Genomic DNA, 16281 nt, shown 5'->3' with positions numbered 1-16281 from the left:
CCCCACGCTCCGTGAGGATGCCGCGCCGCCGAATCTCTCGGTCGAAACCCATCGGCCTGGGGCTTCACCCGCCCTGCCAGCCCAACCACCCACGAGGTTCGGCAGGTTGGGAAGGGGCGAAAGACTCTCCGGCTGGTTCCGGGACGTGCGCGTCGGCTATCGAAGGCGGGACCGGATTCCCGGGACGACGATCGCGGCAGCGGCGACGTGGGTGAGGACCAGCGTCACCCGTGTGGCGGCGTCGACATCGCCGATGAGCAGGTCCGGGAGGAAGGACAGCACCACCAGCGGGACCGTCACCCGGACGAACGCCCGGGCCGGCCGGCCCGCCCACCGACGGCACGCGGCCGCCAGAACGACGCCCACCACCGAGCACACGAACCCCAGCTGGGCGAAATCCGGCAAAGGGGTCGGCTCGCCCGCGATCTCAAGCGACGCACCAACGGCGCGGGCCGCGACCGCGACCGCCGTGGCGGCCGCCGCGCCGACAACGGCCAACGCCAAACCCGGCCACCACAGCGCGCGACGGTTCGCCTCGGGGGATCCGGCCTGAGAGGTGAGCGAGGCAGTTCTGGACACGTCGGCCTCCTTCTCGGGAAGGGGCGACCGTGTGCCGCCCGCTGACCTACCCACGAACGACACCGACCGGATACGACACCGAACTGGCTCCATCTCGGCAGGTTCGCCCAACGGAGCGACCGAGCCCTCCCTGTGATTCGAGATCGTCGCTCCTGGTCCACCTCGGAGAGCGACAGCCGGCGCGGCAAGCGTCGGCAAGCAGCCTGACCCCAGGTGCGTGAAAGGTCTGCCTCCGGGAGGGCGGATGGCCTGGTCAATGGCCCGGATCGACGCCTGAGCTTCTTGGTCACCGGTTCGTAGCGGCAGCCGTCGTCGGCCGGCTGCCGTTCGCTCGGTGGATCTCCATGCGCTGGGTGCCGGGCACCGGGTGGTCCCGGTCCCGGCGGGCGGAGCGATCCCGCACGCGGTCGCCGCGCCCGTGGTGTCCAGTGCCAGGTAGTTCTGCTCGGGGCCCCGGAAGGCGTCGTGGCTGGGGATGACCGTGTCGGTGCTCAGCACCAGTTCCAGTGGATTGACGCTGCCCAGGTCGCCCTTGGCCGGCGCTGCGCCGGTGTCGGCCGCGCAGTCCTGGAGCACAGGTGACCATGGCGTCGTCGGGCGCCGGCGGGAGCGCCTTGCGGAACGCCGCCCAGTCGATCGGCCGGGTCCGCCGCATCGGACACGGATCGCTGCCCGTCGCCGCGCCGCTCGTCGCGACGGTTCGGGCCAAAAGCCGAGGACGCCCCTGCCCGTGGATGGGCGGGGCGTCCTCGGCTGTCCGCCTACCGGTACCAGTACTTGACGCCTCGGTGGTGGGAGCAGGTCCCCCGGAAGCTGGCACTGTAGGAGTAGGTGCCGTCCTTGCACTTCGCCGTCGCGCCGCGCGGATGGGGCGAGTTCGCTTTGCACACACCCGTGGTGTGGTGGGCGCACGACGCGGCCGCGGCACCGGTGGCAGTGGCCACGGGCGCCAGCAGCGCGCCCGCCATGACGGCCGCGGCCACAGCGCCCCGGAATCTGGTCAGCATGAAGTCCCCCTCGATGGTATGAAGATGCGATCTTGTCACCGTCGGTTGATCCTCACGGTGCGTTGCCGCCCCTTGATCGCCGGATCGTGACAGTCGTGGCCGACCCGTCACGGGGCGTTCGACCAACGCGTACGCCTGTACGGCAGGGTTGCGGCAGAGTGATCCAAGGCGCCCGCCCCCGCTCGGACGCGAGCGGCCCGTTCTTCCCGGTCGGCGGGCGCGAAGTCATCCTGGATCCACCTGCCGCCGGGGCGAGCCTGCGGGGTGGCCCACACCGGATCATCCGGACCTGGACGGCTGTGAAGACGCCGCGGGGTCGGCCCCGCGGCAGCGAGTCGGCGGCGGTCCTCCACCAGATCACGCAGGACGAACTACCGGTCCTGCGTGTGGACTCGCCGGCAAGGACGAGATGAGTCCGCCAGATCTCCGCGTCGATGGCATAGGCAGACTCGGCGGTTTCATGGTCGGCAACCGGACTCACCATGGCCAGCGCGTCGTTCCAAGGCCGCCGGTCCACGGCCGGAGCAGAGGTTTCCGGCTCTGCCCGCTTGTGTGCTGCCGTAGAGCACGAGGTGCTTGACCGCCACCAGCCTCGTGATGCTCGGCGGCAGAGTGATGACCTTCGTAGGTTCGCCGGGTTGGGGCTCAGGTCCTCGTGCCGATTGGATGTGACGACATGTCCGATCGGTGCGGGGAGGCGGGATGGCGCAGCCGGTCGCCATGCACGTACCCGGCAACCCGGAAGCCTCCATCTACTGGACTCCCGAAACAGGCGCACACCCCGTCTACGGTGCGATCCGGGGCCGCTGGGCCGTTCGCGGTTGGGAAACCAGCTCGGTCGGATATCCGGTCGAGGCCGAGCACGACCGCAGCGGCCTGCCCGGACGTGAGCAGAACTTCGAACGAGGTCGCATCGCGTGGTCGCCCGAGACTGGAGCATTCTTTGATCCACTGGTCCTCAGCGCCCCGATCGTCAGCGGCGGACTGGCCGCGCTCGGCGGCTCGGTAACGGTCACCATCAACGGCGACGGGTCGACGCGCTGGCAGGGCCATGCGCACGACAGCGGCGCGGACGGCTACGACTTCGGCATCACCGCAGTTGTGCGGGCCTCGTCCGGCCAGGCAGTGGCATTCGCGCACTATGGCCACGTGGGCGGCACTTTCACCTCCGGCTCCCGAAACAACGACTGGGACGAGAACGGACCAGTGCAGCCACTGGTCAGGGACCATCTTGCGGCCTTCAACGACACGCAGCTCGAGACCAATCTCGGATACGCCAGCGATATCGGCAGCACGCTCGAGAGCGCGATCGCCTGGCTGATCAAGTGGGAGGTCGGCAGTCTGCTCGGTCCGGTCGGGGCCATCGTGTTCGTCGGGCTGGAGATCGGTTCGCTGGTCAGCACCGGTTCGCTGGTGCCGGGTGCACGGCTCGCCGAGGGCATCCTGTGGATGGCCGGCCCGGCGAACACTCTGCTCGCGATCGCCGCAGAGGGAGTCGCCTCGCTCGGCAGCCGTACACGCGAGCTCACCGACGAGGAATACAACTGGGCGAACGCGGAGGTGTTCAGCGGGTCGCTGCCGCCCAGGGACAGGATCGTGCTCACGGACACCATCGGCGGCGGGGACCGCGCCTTCACCTTCCCCCGGTACGACGGGAAGATCACACTCAACATGGGTGCCGGTGCGTTCGACGACCCTCGCAGATACCCCAGCGGTGTTCCCGGACAGGTCTTCATCCACGAACTGGTCCATGCCTGGCAGATCCACCACGTGGCGATGGAACTCACCTTGTTGGCGGATGCCTTCGCCTCCAAGGTCTGCGAGGCGACGGGCGACAGCCCGTACGTCTATGGTCACGCTGGGCCCGCCTACGGTGACTTCAACCTGGAGCAGCAGGCACAGGTGGTCAGCGACTGGTTCGCCGGCAGCAAGGTGCCCGAGGGAACCAACCACACCGGGACACCCAAGGACGTCAGCAGCCCCTACTTCCGCTACATCAACGAGAACATCCGTACCGGAACCTACTGACGGACTGGCCTGGTGGATGCGGTGGCGGTGTCTTCCGAACCCCTTCCGCGTCAGGGCACCGACCGTTCTTGAGTTTGCTCGGGAGCGGTTGACGGGATCCTGTCCGATCGGAAGATCGGGCGGGATCATCGTCGTTTCCGGGGTGTCAATCCCCTCGAACTATCAGGGGCGTTCCACAATTTGCGGCGATCGGGTCGCGGCGCACAGTCTCGATGACTTCTCCAAGGCGTTCGTCACGCGGCCATTGCGCGGCATTAACTCGGAGTGCCGCGATCGCGGGAAGTGCCCAGTCTTCTTGCCAGTTGATGAGCTGAGTCCGGGCTTCCGGCCAAGTCGGCACCTATTCAGCGATGTTGAGGCCCTTGGTCACCCGTGGAAAGTATTCCTGCACTGGTGAGTTGTAGGCGAGAACGTCCCAGCGGTGGTCGCTGAGGTAGATGCCCCAGGTCGGACTCTGTTCGACGAGGGCGAGGAGAACTGGTGGTAACAGCCGGTCATGTGGGCTCGCGGGGTTCGCCTCCGGGGCCCCGCGGACAATCCGGTGGAGGATGTCCCACTCCGGCCTCCAGCGCAAGGATGCGGCGGACTGCATACGGAAAGGCGTCACTGTAGTTCGCTGGGCGCCCCGCTTCGATGGCGTTGTACCACCGGCGGGAGACGCCTGCCAGGCGCGCCGTCCGGGCTTGCGTGATCCCCGGGGTGTATCAACGGTCAGGCAATTCCCCCATCGTCGAGATCTGCGTGCACTGGTACGCGGGCCGCTCGAAGAGACACGTGTCCGCCTCGCCGGGGGACCGCAAGACGGTCAGGAAGTGCCTGGCGCCGGCAGAGGCGGCCGGGATCGTCCCGGGCGGCCCGCCCATGAGCGAGTCGGACTGGGCCAAACTGCTCAAGAGCTGGTTCCCGGAGCTGGCCGACCGGAAGCTGAACCAGGTCCGGTGGGGAGAGACCGAACCGCACCGCAACTACGTCAAGTCCCTGCTGGAGACCACAACGGTCACCAGGATCCATCAACGGCTGAGGGACGAGGGCGAGTTGATGGCGTCCTTGTCGACGTTCCGCCGCTGGGTCCACGAGAACCTGCCCGATGAGGCGGCCCGCTCGAAGGTCACGGTGCTGCGGGATGATGTCGAGCCGGGCTCGGAGGCCCAGATACGGCTTCCTGGGCAGTGGATCAAACCCGACTACCGGGAAACGGCACCGGTTCGTTCGGCGACAAGCTCCGCCTGGGCGGAAACCGCTCAGCTCCGCATGCGTACCGCACACGTTTCGTACGCCGTTCGTGCGACTCAGCCGAACGGCACGCCACCGGGTGCAGCGGAGGCCGGCGGCGGTGACACTCGGGGCATGTCCACCCCGCCGGAGCCGCCACCCAGCCCGGAGCCCGCGCGTTCGCCGGCGGCGACCCTCATGAGGAAGACGGCGTACATCGCCGCCCCGGGGACCATCGTTTTCGCATTGCTCTACTACTTCGGCAGCCTCTACATCAAGGCGTACTACACCACCCTCGGTGTTTTCCCCGAGGATCTCGGGTTCTCGATCCAGGGCACCGTCGCCAACAGCACGAACGTGATCTTCCTGCCCCTGTGTATGTTCCTGATCGGTGGCCTGATCTCGTTTCTGGCGCTCGGCTGGCTGGCGCAGCGGCTGGACGGACCGAGGCGTGCTGCTCGTCGCCGCATGGTGATCAGCTGGCTGCTCGCCCTCGGGGTGGGGGTGGTGCTGGTGGGTTTGGTGGCCTTCGGCTGGGAGGTCCTGCCGACGCAATGGGCACAGCAGTTCGTGCCGGCCCTGACGGTGGCCGTGGGGGCGACACTGGCCGTCTTCGCCGTCCAACTGCACCTGACCACGGACGCGGGTGCCCGGAACAGGCACCCGCCCGGCGACCGGATGTGGCTGGCCGGCGGCACACTCCTCCTGGCCCTGCTCACGCTGAGCCTGTTCTACGACATGACGCAGTACGTGGCGGCGGTCGGCCGCGGCGACGCAAGGTCGGACACCGACGGGGGCTACCGGGGCACCCAGTGGGTGGTGGTCCACTCGCGGGTGCCCCTGGCTCACTATGCGCCAGGCATTATCCCCAGGGACCACGGCCCCGGACTCGGCCCCTATCGCTACGAGTACCAGGGCTTCCGCATCATCGCGAAGGCACCGAACCGCTTCTACCTGGTCTCCCACACATCCCGATGGAACGACCGCGTCGTCGTCGCGTTGCCCGATGACGGCACCGTGTGGGTGGAGATCCGCGGCGTGATGTAAGGGCCTACGGCGTCGATGTGCCGTTCTCGGTGGGAGGCGGCGGCGTGGTGGTGGGTTCGAAAGGGGTGGGTGGCGCCGTCGTCGTGGGGCTCTCAGGGGTGGAGGTCTCAGAAGTGGGGGACTGCGTGGTCGAGGCCGCGTCCCCGACCGCGAAGCCGACCACGGGGTAGGTCGTGGTGGTGCCGTCCGCAGTCGTGATGACCAGTTCTCCGGAGTACGGCCCCGGCTGCGCCGGTGTGTGCTCGATGGTCGCCGCGCATGGGTTCGGCGGATGCGGGCCCAGGCAGTTGGTTCCCTGCATCCCTCCCTGTCCATTGCTCTCGGCACGGTAGGCGAGGTTCTGTAGCGGCTTGGGCTGCTCGCCGCCCCGGGCGTTGATCGCCACGTTGCCAGTGGTCGGCTTGTTCACCCTCGCCTGCGACATGTGGATCGTCGGCTCGGAGCCGCCCTCGTCGTCACTGCCCGGGAAGACTGAGGCGAGCGTCTCTGCCGCCTCCGGCGTCCCCGTGCCGTTTCCGGTCTCCTGCTGGCTGGTCCTCGGCGCGGTTCCTTCGCCCGAACCCGAGTCCCCCTTGCAGCCCGTCGTCGCCGCCAGCGCAGCGACCAGCACGGTGGCGGCAAGACAACGGATCCCCGCTGAAGTCATGGCGTCGGCCCTCCGCTCGCGGTCAAATCGGCCCTCAACGTCGCACACCCACCGCCTGGCTCTCCCACACCACCGCTCGACGACACCGCACCATCACTCGAACGGCACCCGTTTCAACACCGCGGATCAGCTCGCCGCCGAGCAAGTCATCGGGAACCATGGCGGTGACTTTGTACTGGCTCCGGGCTGGGTTGTCCGGCTCCGTCGTGACCGGAACTCCGGCGGGCTCGTGTCAGCACCCCAGCTGCTGCGAACAGCACGTTCGAGGTCAATAAGAAGCAATGGCGTCACGGTGAGCATCCTCGCAACGACCACTGACGACGGGTCTGATCTGGACCCGCCACGGCGGACACCTGGGGAATTGCGTGACGTTCGTCCTGGGAATTCCGGGCTCTGTCGCTGATCTTGTGATCGGGCTGTCCGGGGCCCGGCCTCACAGCCATCGCTTGGCGGCCTCGACGCTGTCGCCACCACTGCTGTTGAATGCGATTGCCGCTCTTGGCGCATGCTGGCGGATCAGGTTCACGATGTGCTCGAAGAGCGTCAGAAGCGGCTCGGGCTTGCGTATCCCGCCCCCGATGACCACGACGTCCCACTCGCGCTCGGCCAGCACTTTAACCATCGTGGACTCGGCCGAGTCATCCAATGCGATCAGCGTCATGGGCCGCATCGATGCCGTGCTCGCCAAAGCGAGCCAGTTCCCTGTCGAGGCCGGCGCGCAGAACGTCGCCGTCCGTACCCGGCACTGTGTGCGGATCGATTCCACGTATGAGAGCAGAGGTCATGTCCAGTGCAACGTTCATCGCGACCGCTCCGGTTCCTCGTTCTCCACGGCGCCACGATACCGACGCGCCGTGGGCTGGCGCAGTGACCATGTCGTCGAGAGCGCGGACAGCCGTCGTGACGACCAGGTCCCTCGATCCCGAACTCCGCGATAGGCATGGACAATCGGGAGGCACCGACATGGAGAATGGCAGACATTCAAACCATCCAGGATGGGGAAACGCATCGATGCCGGATCAGCGGGCAGGTTTCTCCCAGGTCAGCGAGTACCGGCGCAACACATGCCGACGGTAGCGCACGCCGGGCAGCAGCCGCCGGGCAGCAGTCCGCACCTGCCCATAGCTCATCTGCGGGTCGGTGACCGGCATGCCCTGCGGGCCACGCGCGCGACGCAGCACCTTCGCGATCCGCACGATCGGGGCAGCCGCGATCAACATCGCCCACTCCGTCACGCTCGCCTCGCAGGCCAGACCGACCACCACCAACATGCCGCCAGGCCGCAGCAGCTCACGCATGCGGACGAGAGCCGCCTCGAAGTCCATGTGATGGATCGTGGTCACCGAGCAGACGAAGTCGTACGCCGCACCTGGAAGTTCGGCGGTGAGGAAATCGCCCTCGACGAAGGTGAGTTGCGGGTGGCCGGCAGCGGACTCGCATGCGCAGGCGATCATGTCCGGCGACTTGTCGATCCCGGTGACGTGCTTTGCCCGCTCGGCAAGCTTCCGAGCCAGCAACCCGTCTCCGCAGCCAACGTCCAGGGCCTCGCCGCACCCCTCGGGGACAGCCCGAAGGATGCCCGGGTGCCGGGCGACGTTGGTGTTCCAGTACGGCTCTGCGGCGGAACGGCGCATCGGGCCATCGTAGAGGCCGGTCATGGCCTGCCGAGTGCACACCGACGGATTCGCCGTCCCCATGGGGGATGATCGTAGGGATGGGGACTGACGTGACGCCGATCATGCAGATCGCGGGGAAATGCCGGTGAAACCGAGCGTCGCCCGCATCACCCGCGAGGGTGACCAGCCCGGCGTTGGTGTGCTGCGGCGAGATGCCCACGGAGGCCGCCACGGCGCCACGTCCGGACACTGTTTCAGCAGATCGTCGGTCACCGTACACAGCGCTCTCGCGAGAGTGTCCAGGTTGTTCGTCACGTAACGGTCTGGGCCCCGTCGTTCTCGTCTCCGTGAGCACTCCTTGCGTTCCTGAGCGCTCCACATGGCGCCTTTGGTCCCGTTGAAGCGCTTGGCATGCCGAGGACGCCCGCGGGAGAGAGTGGGCTACGCATTCGACGACACCAGTCGCGTACGAACGAGCGCGCCCAACATCGCGGCGCCCGCTCCCACCGCTGCAAGGTGCAGGACGGCCGCGAGCGCGAGGTTTTCCGGCAGGGCCGCATCGGCCGGTTGCGCGACCGCCAGGTACAGGGTGAACGCCGCGGCCCGCGACCTGCTGCTGACCGGGCGGCTCGTCGACGGCGCGGAAGCGGTACGGTTCAACCTGGCCACGCCAGCGTTCCCGACGCCGAACCGGACAGCGCCACAAGCGACGTGCTCGCGTCGATCACCGCGCCCCCCAGCGGCGGTGCACGCCGCCAAACAGGCCGTCAATACGGTCCTGGCGCCGATCCGCGGGACCGCGGCAGTTCCAGCCCTCGCGCTCGGATTCCACATCACGTGATGGGTGATGGAGATCAGGGATCGAGAGGCCGTCCGCGCCATCCACGAGAGCGGACGGGGCATGCTCGCGGCAACGAACGCCCTACGGTGCGCCCGGTCGGGGTCAAGCCCGCAGGTAAGTGAGCACGGCCAGGACCCTGCGGTGGGTCTTGTCCGTCAGAGGTAGGTCCAGCTTGGTGAGGATGTTGCCGATGTGCTTGCCGATCGCGGCTTCGGAAACCACCAGCTCCTTGGCGATCGCACCGTTGGACTTGCCTTCGGCGATCAGTGCAAGCACCTCGCGTTCGCGCGGGGTGAGCTGCTCCAGCGGATCGCGGCGGCGGCGCAGCAATTGGCGCACCACCTCGGGGTCGACCACCGTCCCGCCGTCCGCCACCTTGTGCAGCGCTTCCACGAATTCCTCAACCTGGCCCACCCGGTCCTTGAGCAGATAGCCGACCCCCGATCCGTCGCCGGAGTCCAGGAGCTCTGCGGCGTACGTCCGTTGCACGTACTGGCTGAGGACCAGGACCGGCAGTGTGGGGTGCTTCGCGCGCAGCCGCACTGCCGCGTGCAGACCCTCGTCCTGGAAACCGGGCGGCATGCGTACGTCCGTCACCACGATGTCGGGGGCATGCTCCTCGACCGCGGCGACCAGTGCCTGCGCGTCCCCGACGGCCGACACCACCTCGTGGCCGCAGCGGCTGAGCAGGCCGATGAGCCCTTCCCTCAGCAGCACGCTGTCCTCGGCCAGCACTACGCGGAGTGATCGGCCGCCTTGGTCAACTCGCAAGGAAACTCCACACGCAACAGAGTCGGTCCACCCGGCGGACTGGTCAGGGCAAGTCTGCCATCCAGGACCGATACCCGGTCCGCAAGACCGGTGAGGCCGCTGCCCGCCGAGGCGTCCGCGCCGCCGCAGCCGTCGTCGCGCACCTCGAGGAACAGGCGTCCGTCGCGATGACCGCCGCTCACCTGCGCGCGATCGGCCCCGCTGTGTTTGGCGACGTTGGCCAGCGCCTCGCAGACCACGAAATACGCCGCGGATTCGACCGCCTGGGTTGGCCGGCCCGGCAGTTCGAGGCCGACGTCGACGGGGACCACACAGCGGTCCGCGGCGTCGGCGACCGCGGCTTGAAGGCCGTAGTCCGTGAGGACCTTGGGGTGGATGCCGTGGATGAGCTCGCGCAGCTCCGCGAGCGCCTTGCCCGCCTCCTCGTGGGCCTTGGTGAGCTGGTCGGCGAGCGGGCCGGGCGGGGCATCGAGGCGGGCCAGCCCGAGGGCCATCGTCAGGGCCACGAGGCGCTGTTGGGCGCCGTCGTGCAGATCGCGCTCGATACGGCGCCGCTCGGCCTCAAAGGCATCCACCAACCGGACGCGGGAGCGAGCCAGTTCGACCACCTTGGCGCCGAGCTCGCCCTCGCGGGAGGCGATCAGCAGCCGGGCCAGCTCGGCGCGGGCGCCCGCCGTGACGCCGAGCACGTAAGCACACGGGACCATCAGGAGCAGGCCCAGCACCGCGACGCCGAAGGCGGTCGGCCAGGTGGTGACCGTCCACTGCTTGAGCACCTTCGCCTCATGGCCGTCACCGACCGTGGCCATCAGCAGCGGGGTGGAGACCATGGACAGCGGGAAGAGCAGGGCGACCGTGATCGCCAGCGCATCGACCGGCCACAGCAGCCCGGCGAACAACAGCGCGTACCCGAGCTCCCGCCAGGTCGCCTGTTCGCGCAGCCGGGTGGTCAGCCAGCCCCACAGTCCCGGCGCGGCCGGCACCTGGTGCCGGCCGGACACCGGGTTGCGGTCGATCAGGCGCAGCCTGCGCCGCTCCACCTCGGCCAGCGGGATCCCGCTGAGGGCGACCAGGACGAGCAGCGGCAGCCCCACCAAGACGATGGCGAGCGCACCGCAGAGCGCCGCTACCGTCACGATCCCCACCAGGGCGGCGGCGCCGGTCACCGCGCCGGTGAGCAGATACGCGGCGGAGCGCCAGGGCCAGGCCGACAGCAGGAAGCCCGGCCGGGACATGGCCTGCCATACGTTCCGAGGGTGCATGTGCATGACCGTAAGTGGCCCCACCGGTCCGGTGCCATCGGTCCAGGGCGCGTATCGGGGGTATGCCTGGCCCTACCCCAGGTCTCGTTCTGGCCGTACTGCGTCACGAGGCGCTTCCGAGGTTTCGTGGAGGCATCAACGAGCCGAGGAGCAGGTACTGGTGGGGGACACATGACCAACGACGCGATCCGATTGCGCTCCGTGACCAGGCGGTACGGCTCGGGCGGCACGGCCGTAGCCGCCCTCGACCAGGTATCGCTCGCCTTCCCGAGGGGGACCTTCACCGCCGTGATGGGCCCCTCCGGGTCCGGCAAGTCGACCCTGCTGCAGTGCGCCGCGGGCCTGGACCGGCCCACGTCGGGCTCGGTCACCGTGGGCGACACAGAACTGACCACGCTGAGCGAGACCGAGCTGACCCTGCTGCGCCGCGAGCGCATCGGCTTTGTGTTCCAGGCGTTCAACCTGCTGCCCTCGCTGACCGCCGAGCAGAACGTGGCCCTGCCGCTGCGGCTGGCCGGCCGCCGCCCGAAGAAGGCACAGGTGCACGAGGTACTCCAACAGGTCGGACTCGGCGACCGGGCGCGGCACCGCCCGACGGAGATGTCCGGCGGCCAGCAGCAGCGAGTTGCCCTGGCCCGCGCCCTGATCACCCGCCCCGAAGTGCTCTTCGGCGACGAGCCGACCGGCGCGCTCGACTCGCAGACCAGCCGCGAGGTGCTGACCCTGCTGCGCGGCATGGCCGACCGGGGCGGCCAGACGATCATCATGGTCACCCACGACCCCGTCGCCGCCTCCCACGCCGACCGCGTCGTCTTCCTCGTCGACGGCCGTGTCAACGGCGAGCTGATCGGCGCCTTGGCCGAGGACATCGCGGCGCGCATGACCAAGCTCGAGGCGGCGCCGTGCTGAGCACCACGCTGCTCACCCTGCGCTCCCGCTGGATCACCTTCGTCGGCAGCTTCGTCGCCCTCTCTCTGGGCGTGGCGCTGATCGCCGTGATGGGGTTGGCCCTGGCGTCCTCGCTGGACGCACCCGACCGGGGACCGGAGCGGTTTGCCGCCGCGCGGGTCGTCGTCAAGGGCCAGGACACCCTCAAGGTGCCCACCTCGATCGGTGACCGCACCCGGAAGCTCGCGCAGCCGCGCGCCGTGCCCACCGACGCGGTTGCGAAGCTGCGGGATCTCGGGACCGTCGTCGAGGACCGGTCGTTCGCTGTGCGGGCCGAGGGCGGACCCGCCGATCTGGTGGGCCACCCCTGGTCCACGGCGGCCTTCGCGCCGTACGAACTCGACGCGGGACGCGCGCCCGATGCCGCGGACGAGGTCGTCGTCAGCGGTGACTGGGCCCGTCCGGGCACCCGGGTGCGGACCGACGGCGGCACGGTGCGCGTCGTCGGCACCGCGGCCGGGCTCGGCTTCGAGAACGCCGTGTTCTACACCGACGCCCGTGCCGCCGAACTGTCGCCGCGCAGTCTCCAGCTCGTGGTCGACGCCGATGCGGCGGCCGTGCGCGAGGCGGTGCGCGGCAGCGAGGGCGTCCAGGTCCTGACCGGGGACGCGCGCCGGTACGCGGACGCCGACCCCGACCGGGACAGTGAGGCGCTCACCGCGATGAACGCCATGTTCGGCACGGCCGGCGGCGTCACCGGGTTCGTGTCGGTGTTCGTGGTGGCCTCGACCTTCGCGTTCGCGGTGGCCCAGCGGCGCCGCGAGTTCGGGCTGCTGCGCACCGCCGGGGCGACCCCGGGCCAGATCCGCCGCATGGTCGTCTACGAGGCGCTTACGGTCGGTGTGCTCGCCTCGGCCGCCGGCTGTGTGCTCGGTTCCTACGGGGCTCCGAAGCTCGCCGAGTGGGCGGTCGACGAGAGCCTTGCGCCCCGCTGGTTCACCATCGGCGACTACACCTGGCCCTACCACATGGCCTTTTGGACGGGCCTGTTCGTGGCCCTGTGCGGCGTGCTGGCCGCGTCCTGGCGGGCGGGGCGCACCGGTCCCACCGAGGCACTGCGCGAGGCGTCCGTGGACACCCGGCCGATGACATGGGGCCGCTGGCTGTTCGGCACGGCCCTGCTGATCACCGCCGCCGTGACACTGACCATGGCCCTGGTGACGAACCCGGGCGACCTGCTGCAGCGCAAGACCTATGTGAGCCGGCCCATGCTGCTGATCACCGCGGTCGCGCTGCTCGCGCCGGTGCTGGTGCGGCCACTGGCCCGGCTGATCGCCTGGCTGCCGGCCCAACTACCGGGCGCCGGCGGAATGCTGGTGCGGGAGAACGCCGCCACCGGGGTCCGCCGCACCGCCGCCGTCGCGGCGCCCGTGCTGGTCACGGTCGCGCTGGCGGGCTCGCTGCTCGGCGCCACCGCCACCCTCAACGAGGCGAAGGCAACCGAGGTGCGCGATCAGACGGCCGCCGACTTCGTGGTCACTCCGGCGGGCAACGCCGGCTTCGACGAGGCGACGCTGCAGCGGCTTCGGGCCGTGTCCGGTGCCGAGGTCTCGGCGAGCTCGTCGAGCCCCGTGTACGTCCTGGAGGACGGCGTGGCGCTCATCAGGTCCGATGCCAGGGCCGTCGAGCCCGAACCGCTCGCGACAACGGCCCGTCTCCCGCTCGCTGCGGGGAAGGTGAGCGACTTGGACGACGACTCGATCATCGTCAACGAGGAGTGGCAGAAGCACACCGTGGGCGAGCGGGTGGACGTATGGCTCGGAGACGGCACGCGGAAGTCCCTGAAGATCGCCGCGGTCATGACCATCGGCACCGGCAACAACGGCGTCTACGTCACCCCGCGCAACGCCCCCGCGGCGCCCGTCGACCGGGTCGACGTACGCCTCTCGGACGATGCCGACGCGGGCACCGTGGCCGCCGGTCTGCGTCAGGCGGTGCGCGCGTCGGGCGGGGAGGTCCTCACCAGGGACGCCTGGGTGCGTGCGACGTACCCCGAGACCAACCGGACGACCCGGATGGGCTTCTTCCTGGTCCTCGGGATCGCCCTCCTCTACACCGGTATCTCGCTGGCCAACACGATGGTCATGGCGACCTCCGACCGGGTCCGCGAGCTGGCTGTGCTGCGGCTGGCCGGCGCCACCAGGTGGCAGGTGCTGCGGCTGGTGGGCGCCGAGGCACTGATGGTGGTCATGGTCGGCGGACTGCTGGGAGCGCTGGTCGCCGGGCTCAACCTGGTGGGGATGTGGGGCTCGCTGCGCCTGCTCTCGGTGCGGACGTCCATCGAGATCCCGTGGGCGACGCTCGCGGCGGCCCTGGGCGTCTGCGCGGTGCTCGCCCTGATCTCGGCGGTCGTTCCGGCCGGCCTCTTCCTGCGCCGTAGGGCGGTGGAGCTGGCGGGCGTACGCGAGTGACCTCTGACCGGCGCCGGCCTGCCGGATGCCGCGGTGCCCCAGCAACCGGGCATCCCCCTACCAGCAAGCGTCGCTGCTTCGGCGGGTGGGGAGCGAGACCGTGCGTGCACTCGTCGATGGGGGGCGGTGCGGCAGTGAGTGCCCAGTGCCTGTGCGACCTCGGCGGCGAACGCGTCGAACTTCCGTCTGTTGCCCGCCACGACCCTCAACTTCCCCTGCAGTCACGGTCTCTACGCTATGAGGGGGAGGTCAGGTTCCGCCGCCTGCGGATCCGCTGGGAGATACGCGACGACATCCACGAAGCCTTCCTCGCTCTCGGATGCGCACTGCTCTGTCGGCGACGGCTCAACTCAGCTGTCGCCCGCTAGTTCTTCTGCAGTGCGCGGGTGACACCCGCGATGACGGCGGTCGTCAGCACCCAGCCGAAGGCGATCAGCAGGTAGGCCAGCCACTGGAGACTGTCATTCGACCAATACCAGGCCGTGCGCTGACCCAGACCACCGATGGGGACCAAGAGGTCGAGCGTGTAGACGAGAGGCTGGAACGGGACACCGTCGCCTCGTTGGACCGGGTTGGGGGCGTGCATGCCGAAGGTCAGCGTCCCCAGCCCGGTCAGCGCGAGGAGCCAGACGCCGGCCAGCCAGGGACGGTAGCCGTAGCCGACGGTCGCATCGAGCAGATGCCCCCACGCCCGCCCCACCGGATGCAGCGTGCTGCGACGGTGACGCTGTTTGGCCAGAAGCACCCGGCGGGCATCGTCGTCGTGGCCGGCCTTCCGGTACCAGCTCGCCAACTGCTCGTAGGGCTGCGGGCTGTAGCCGGGGCTGCGTCGTATCCACTCCACACGGTATGCCGCAGACTGCCGACGCCCCATCGCCTCCCGCCGTTCGCCCCCCTCAACCGCCTTGATGGAGCCGTAGACGAAACCGTCCAGTTCCACCACGTCCGGCCAGCTGTGCTCGCTGTCGTGGAGGTAGGACACCTGCGCGCCCCGCAGGTCCACCGCGCCGGACGGCGGTCGGGCGGGGGTGAAGTCGAAGTCGGCAACCTGCATCAGAAGGCCGGCCAGGGCCGGGCCCTCACCGTCGGGTGCCGCGTTCAGGACGGCTCCTTCGAAGGTCAGGCTGTCCGAGACCCGGGCGCCCCGCAGCCTCACCGTCCCGTCCGCGGCGAAGCCCCCGGAGAAGTTGAGCGTCGACGCCACCACGTTGTCCAGGGCCAGGGCCAGTCCTCGCGGACCGGGGCGCCCCAGCGGCACGGGGCACTCCAGGTGTGCACCCTGCATGTACAGTCCACCCGGCAGCTGCGCTCCCAGCAGGCGTATCCCGCCACGGGCGGTGAACCCGTGCATGCAGAAGACGCCGCCCCCCGTGTCAAGGCCGTCCGCGATCACAGACCACCCCTCGGACACACACACCCGCGTGCCATTCAGCACCAACTCGCCTGCCACCGAGGCATTCAGAAGATCCAGGCACCCCTCCACCCGCGACCGCGACAGGTCGAGGTGCCCCTCGACACGCACCAGAGCGACGTCGAGGCCGGGCAACCGGCTGTCCACCATGCGGATCGTCCGAGTCGACGCCCCTTGGAACTTCGGCGCGTTCTCGAACCAGCACCCCTCGATCCGGAGAGCCTGACCGAGCTCAACGTCCGACAGATCCAGACAGCCACTTATCCGTGCGCCGGAGAGCTCCAGGCAGGCGGCGACGCCTTGTTGCGTGGCGTTCGCACCCGAGAGCAACGCCGCGATCACGGCAGCTCGAACCGTCCGCTCGGGGCCCCACTGCCCACCCTCGACGACACGGTCGTCCTCCGCTGCTCCTGTGCGCAGGTCCACGCGGCGTCCCTCGGGGAACGCGTCCCACAGCTCACGCTCCGGTGAAGTCAACTCGTCGTATGAGAGCACTCATGCA

The 16281-nt window shown here is 69.3% G+C and carries 12 protein-coding genes and 3 pseudogenes; 5 read left to right on the top strand and 10 right to left on the bottom strand.

Annotated features, from left to right (window positions below):
• Positions 1-156 precede the first annotated feature (156 nt).
• Together ACFYW8_RS36830 and ACFYW8_RS36825 are read right to left on the bottom strand one after the other, a co-directional pair.
• Positions 157-579 (bottom strand): DUF6069 family protein, encoded by a 423-nt coding sequence (locus tag ACFYW8_RS36830; protein ID WP_389089076.1) that lies wholly within the window; start codon positions 577-579, stop codon positions 157-159.
• Positions 580-1340: 761 nt separating this feature from the next.
• A complete protein-coding gene (locus ACFYW8_RS36825; RefSeq protein WP_389089073.1) occupies positions 1341-1586 on the bottom strand; it encodes a DUF3761 domain-containing protein in 246 nt (81 codons plus the stop codon).
• A 702-nt stretch (positions 1587-2288) separates the two neighbouring features.
• On the opposite strand from ACFYW8_RS36825, the gene ACFYW8_RS36820 reads away from it, so the two are divergent.
• Positions 2289-3614, top strand: a complete 1326-nt coding sequence (locus ACFYW8_RS36820; RefSeq protein WP_389089070.1) for an LGFP repeat-containing protein — start codon at positions 2289-2291, stop codon at positions 3612-3614.
• Positions 3615-4313: 699 nt separating this feature from the next.
• A complete protein-coding gene (locus ACFYW8_RS36815; protein ID WP_389089068.1) occupies positions 4314-5873 on the top strand; it encodes a hypothetical protein in 1560 nt (519 codons plus the stop codon).
• 4 nt (positions 5874-5877) lie between these two features.
• On the opposite strand, the gene ACFYW8_RS36810 is transcribed toward ACFYW8_RS36815, so the two are convergent.
• From ACFYW8_RS36810 to ACFYW8_RS36780, 7 genes and pseudogenes are all read right to left on the bottom strand, one after another.
• Positions 5878-6519: a hypothetical protein gene (locus tag ACFYW8_RS36810; protein WP_389089065.1), complete on the bottom strand. Its 642-nt coding sequence runs from the start codon at positions 6517-6519 to the stop codon at positions 5878-5880.
• Between the two features lie 115 nt (positions 6520-6634).
• A pseudogene (locus tag ACFYW8_RS36805) lies at positions 6635-6819 on the bottom strand (hypothetical protein); the annotation flags it as partial.
• Positions 6820-6952: 133 nt separating this feature from the next.
• Positions 6953-7304 (bottom strand): annotated as a pseudogene (locus ACFYW8_RS36800) (hypothetical protein).
• A gap of 234 nt (positions 7305-7538) precedes the next feature.
• A complete protein-coding gene (locus ACFYW8_RS36795) occupies positions 7539-8177 on the bottom strand; it encodes a class I SAM-dependent methyltransferase (protein WP_389089062.1) in 639 nt (212 codons plus the stop codon).
• A 399-nt stretch (positions 8178-8576) separates the two neighbouring features.
• Positions 8577-8804, bottom strand: a complete 228-nt coding sequence (locus ACFYW8_RS36790) for a hypothetical protein (protein ID WP_389089058.1) — start codon at positions 8802-8804, stop codon at positions 8577-8579.
• A 274-nt stretch (positions 8805-9078) separates the two neighbouring features.
• Complete coding sequence (locus ACFYW8_RS36785; protein ID WP_389089055.1) at positions 9079-9747, bottom strand: response regulator; 669 nt, start codon at positions 9745-9747, stop codon at positions 9079-9081.
• Positions 9711-10982 (bottom strand): sensor histidine kinase, encoded by a 1272-nt coding sequence (locus ACFYW8_RS36780; protein WP_389089130.1) that lies wholly within the window; start codon positions 10980-10982, stop codon positions 9711-9713. Before ACFYW8_RS36780 ends, ACFYW8_RS36785 begins: the two co-directional genes overlap by 37 nt.
• Before the next feature lie 198 nt (positions 10983-11180).
• Here ACFYW8_RS36780 and ACFYW8_RS36775 point away from each other — a divergent pair, with 198 nt between their 5' ends.
• The 3 genes and pseudogenes from ACFYW8_RS36775 to ACFYW8_RS36765 form a co-directional block, all read left to right on the top strand.
• The gene (locus ACFYW8_RS36775; protein ID WP_389089051.1) at positions 11181-11918 is read left to right on the top strand and encodes an ABC transporter ATP-binding protein; all 738 of its coding nucleotides are present in this window, start codon (positions 11181-11183) and stop codon (positions 11916-11918) included.
• On the top strand, positions 11912-14368 hold the full coding sequence (locus ACFYW8_RS36770) for an FtsX-like permease family protein (RefSeq protein WP_389089048.1): 2457 nt from the start codon (positions 11912-11914) through the stop codon (positions 14366-14368). The genes ACFYW8_RS36775 and ACFYW8_RS36770 overlap by 7 nt, the downstream gene beginning before the upstream one ends.
• 254 nt (positions 14369-14622) lie before the next feature.
• Positions 14623-14736: pseudogene (locus ACFYW8_RS36765) on the top strand (IS5/IS1182 family transposase); the annotation flags it as partial.
• Here ACFYW8_RS36765 and ACFYW8_RS36760 read toward each other — a convergent pair.
• On the bottom strand, positions 14733-16274 hold the full coding sequence (locus ACFYW8_RS36760; protein ID WP_389089045.1) for an oxidoreductase: 1542 nt from the start codon (positions 16272-16274) through the stop codon (positions 14733-14735). The pseudogene ACFYW8_RS36765 and the gene ACFYW8_RS36760 overlap by 4 nt on opposite strands.
• Positions 16275-16281: the final 7 nt, after the last annotated feature.

The sequence above is a fragment of the Streptomyces sp. NPDC002742 genome (genome assembly GCF_042888885.1).
Classification (GTDB): Bacteria; Actinomycetota; Actinomycetes; order Streptomycetales; family Streptomycetaceae; genus Streptomyces.
Note: the sequence above shows the minus strand (reverse complement) of the source record. Positions and strands in the feature narration are given on the sequence as shown.

Coding starts and splice junctions, on each gene's coding strand:
- ACFYW8_RS36795 (WP_389089062.1), bottom strand. CDS start 8,177: ATGACCGGCCTCTACGATGGCCCGATGCGCCGTTCCGCCGCAGAGCCG.
- ACFYW8_RS36810 (WP_389089065.1), bottom strand. CDS start 6,519: ATGACTTCAGCGGGGATCCGTTGTCTTGCCGCCACCGTGCTGGTCGCT.
- ACFYW8_RS36825 (WP_389089073.1), bottom strand. CDS start 1,586: ATGCTGACCAGATTCCGGGGCGCTGTGGCCGCGGCCGTCATGGCGGGC.
- ACFYW8_RS36775 (WP_389089051.1), top strand. CDS start 11,181: ATGACCAACGACGCGATCCGATTGCGCTCCGTGACCAGGCGGTACGGC.
- ACFYW8_RS36780 (WP_389089130.1), bottom strand. CDS start 10,982: ATGTCCCGGCCGGGCTTCCTGCTGTCGGCCTGGCCCTGGCGCTCCGCC.
- ACFYW8_RS36820 (WP_389089070.1), top strand. CDS start 2,289: ATGGCGCAGCCGGTCGCCATGCACGTACCCGGCAACCCGGAAGCCTCC.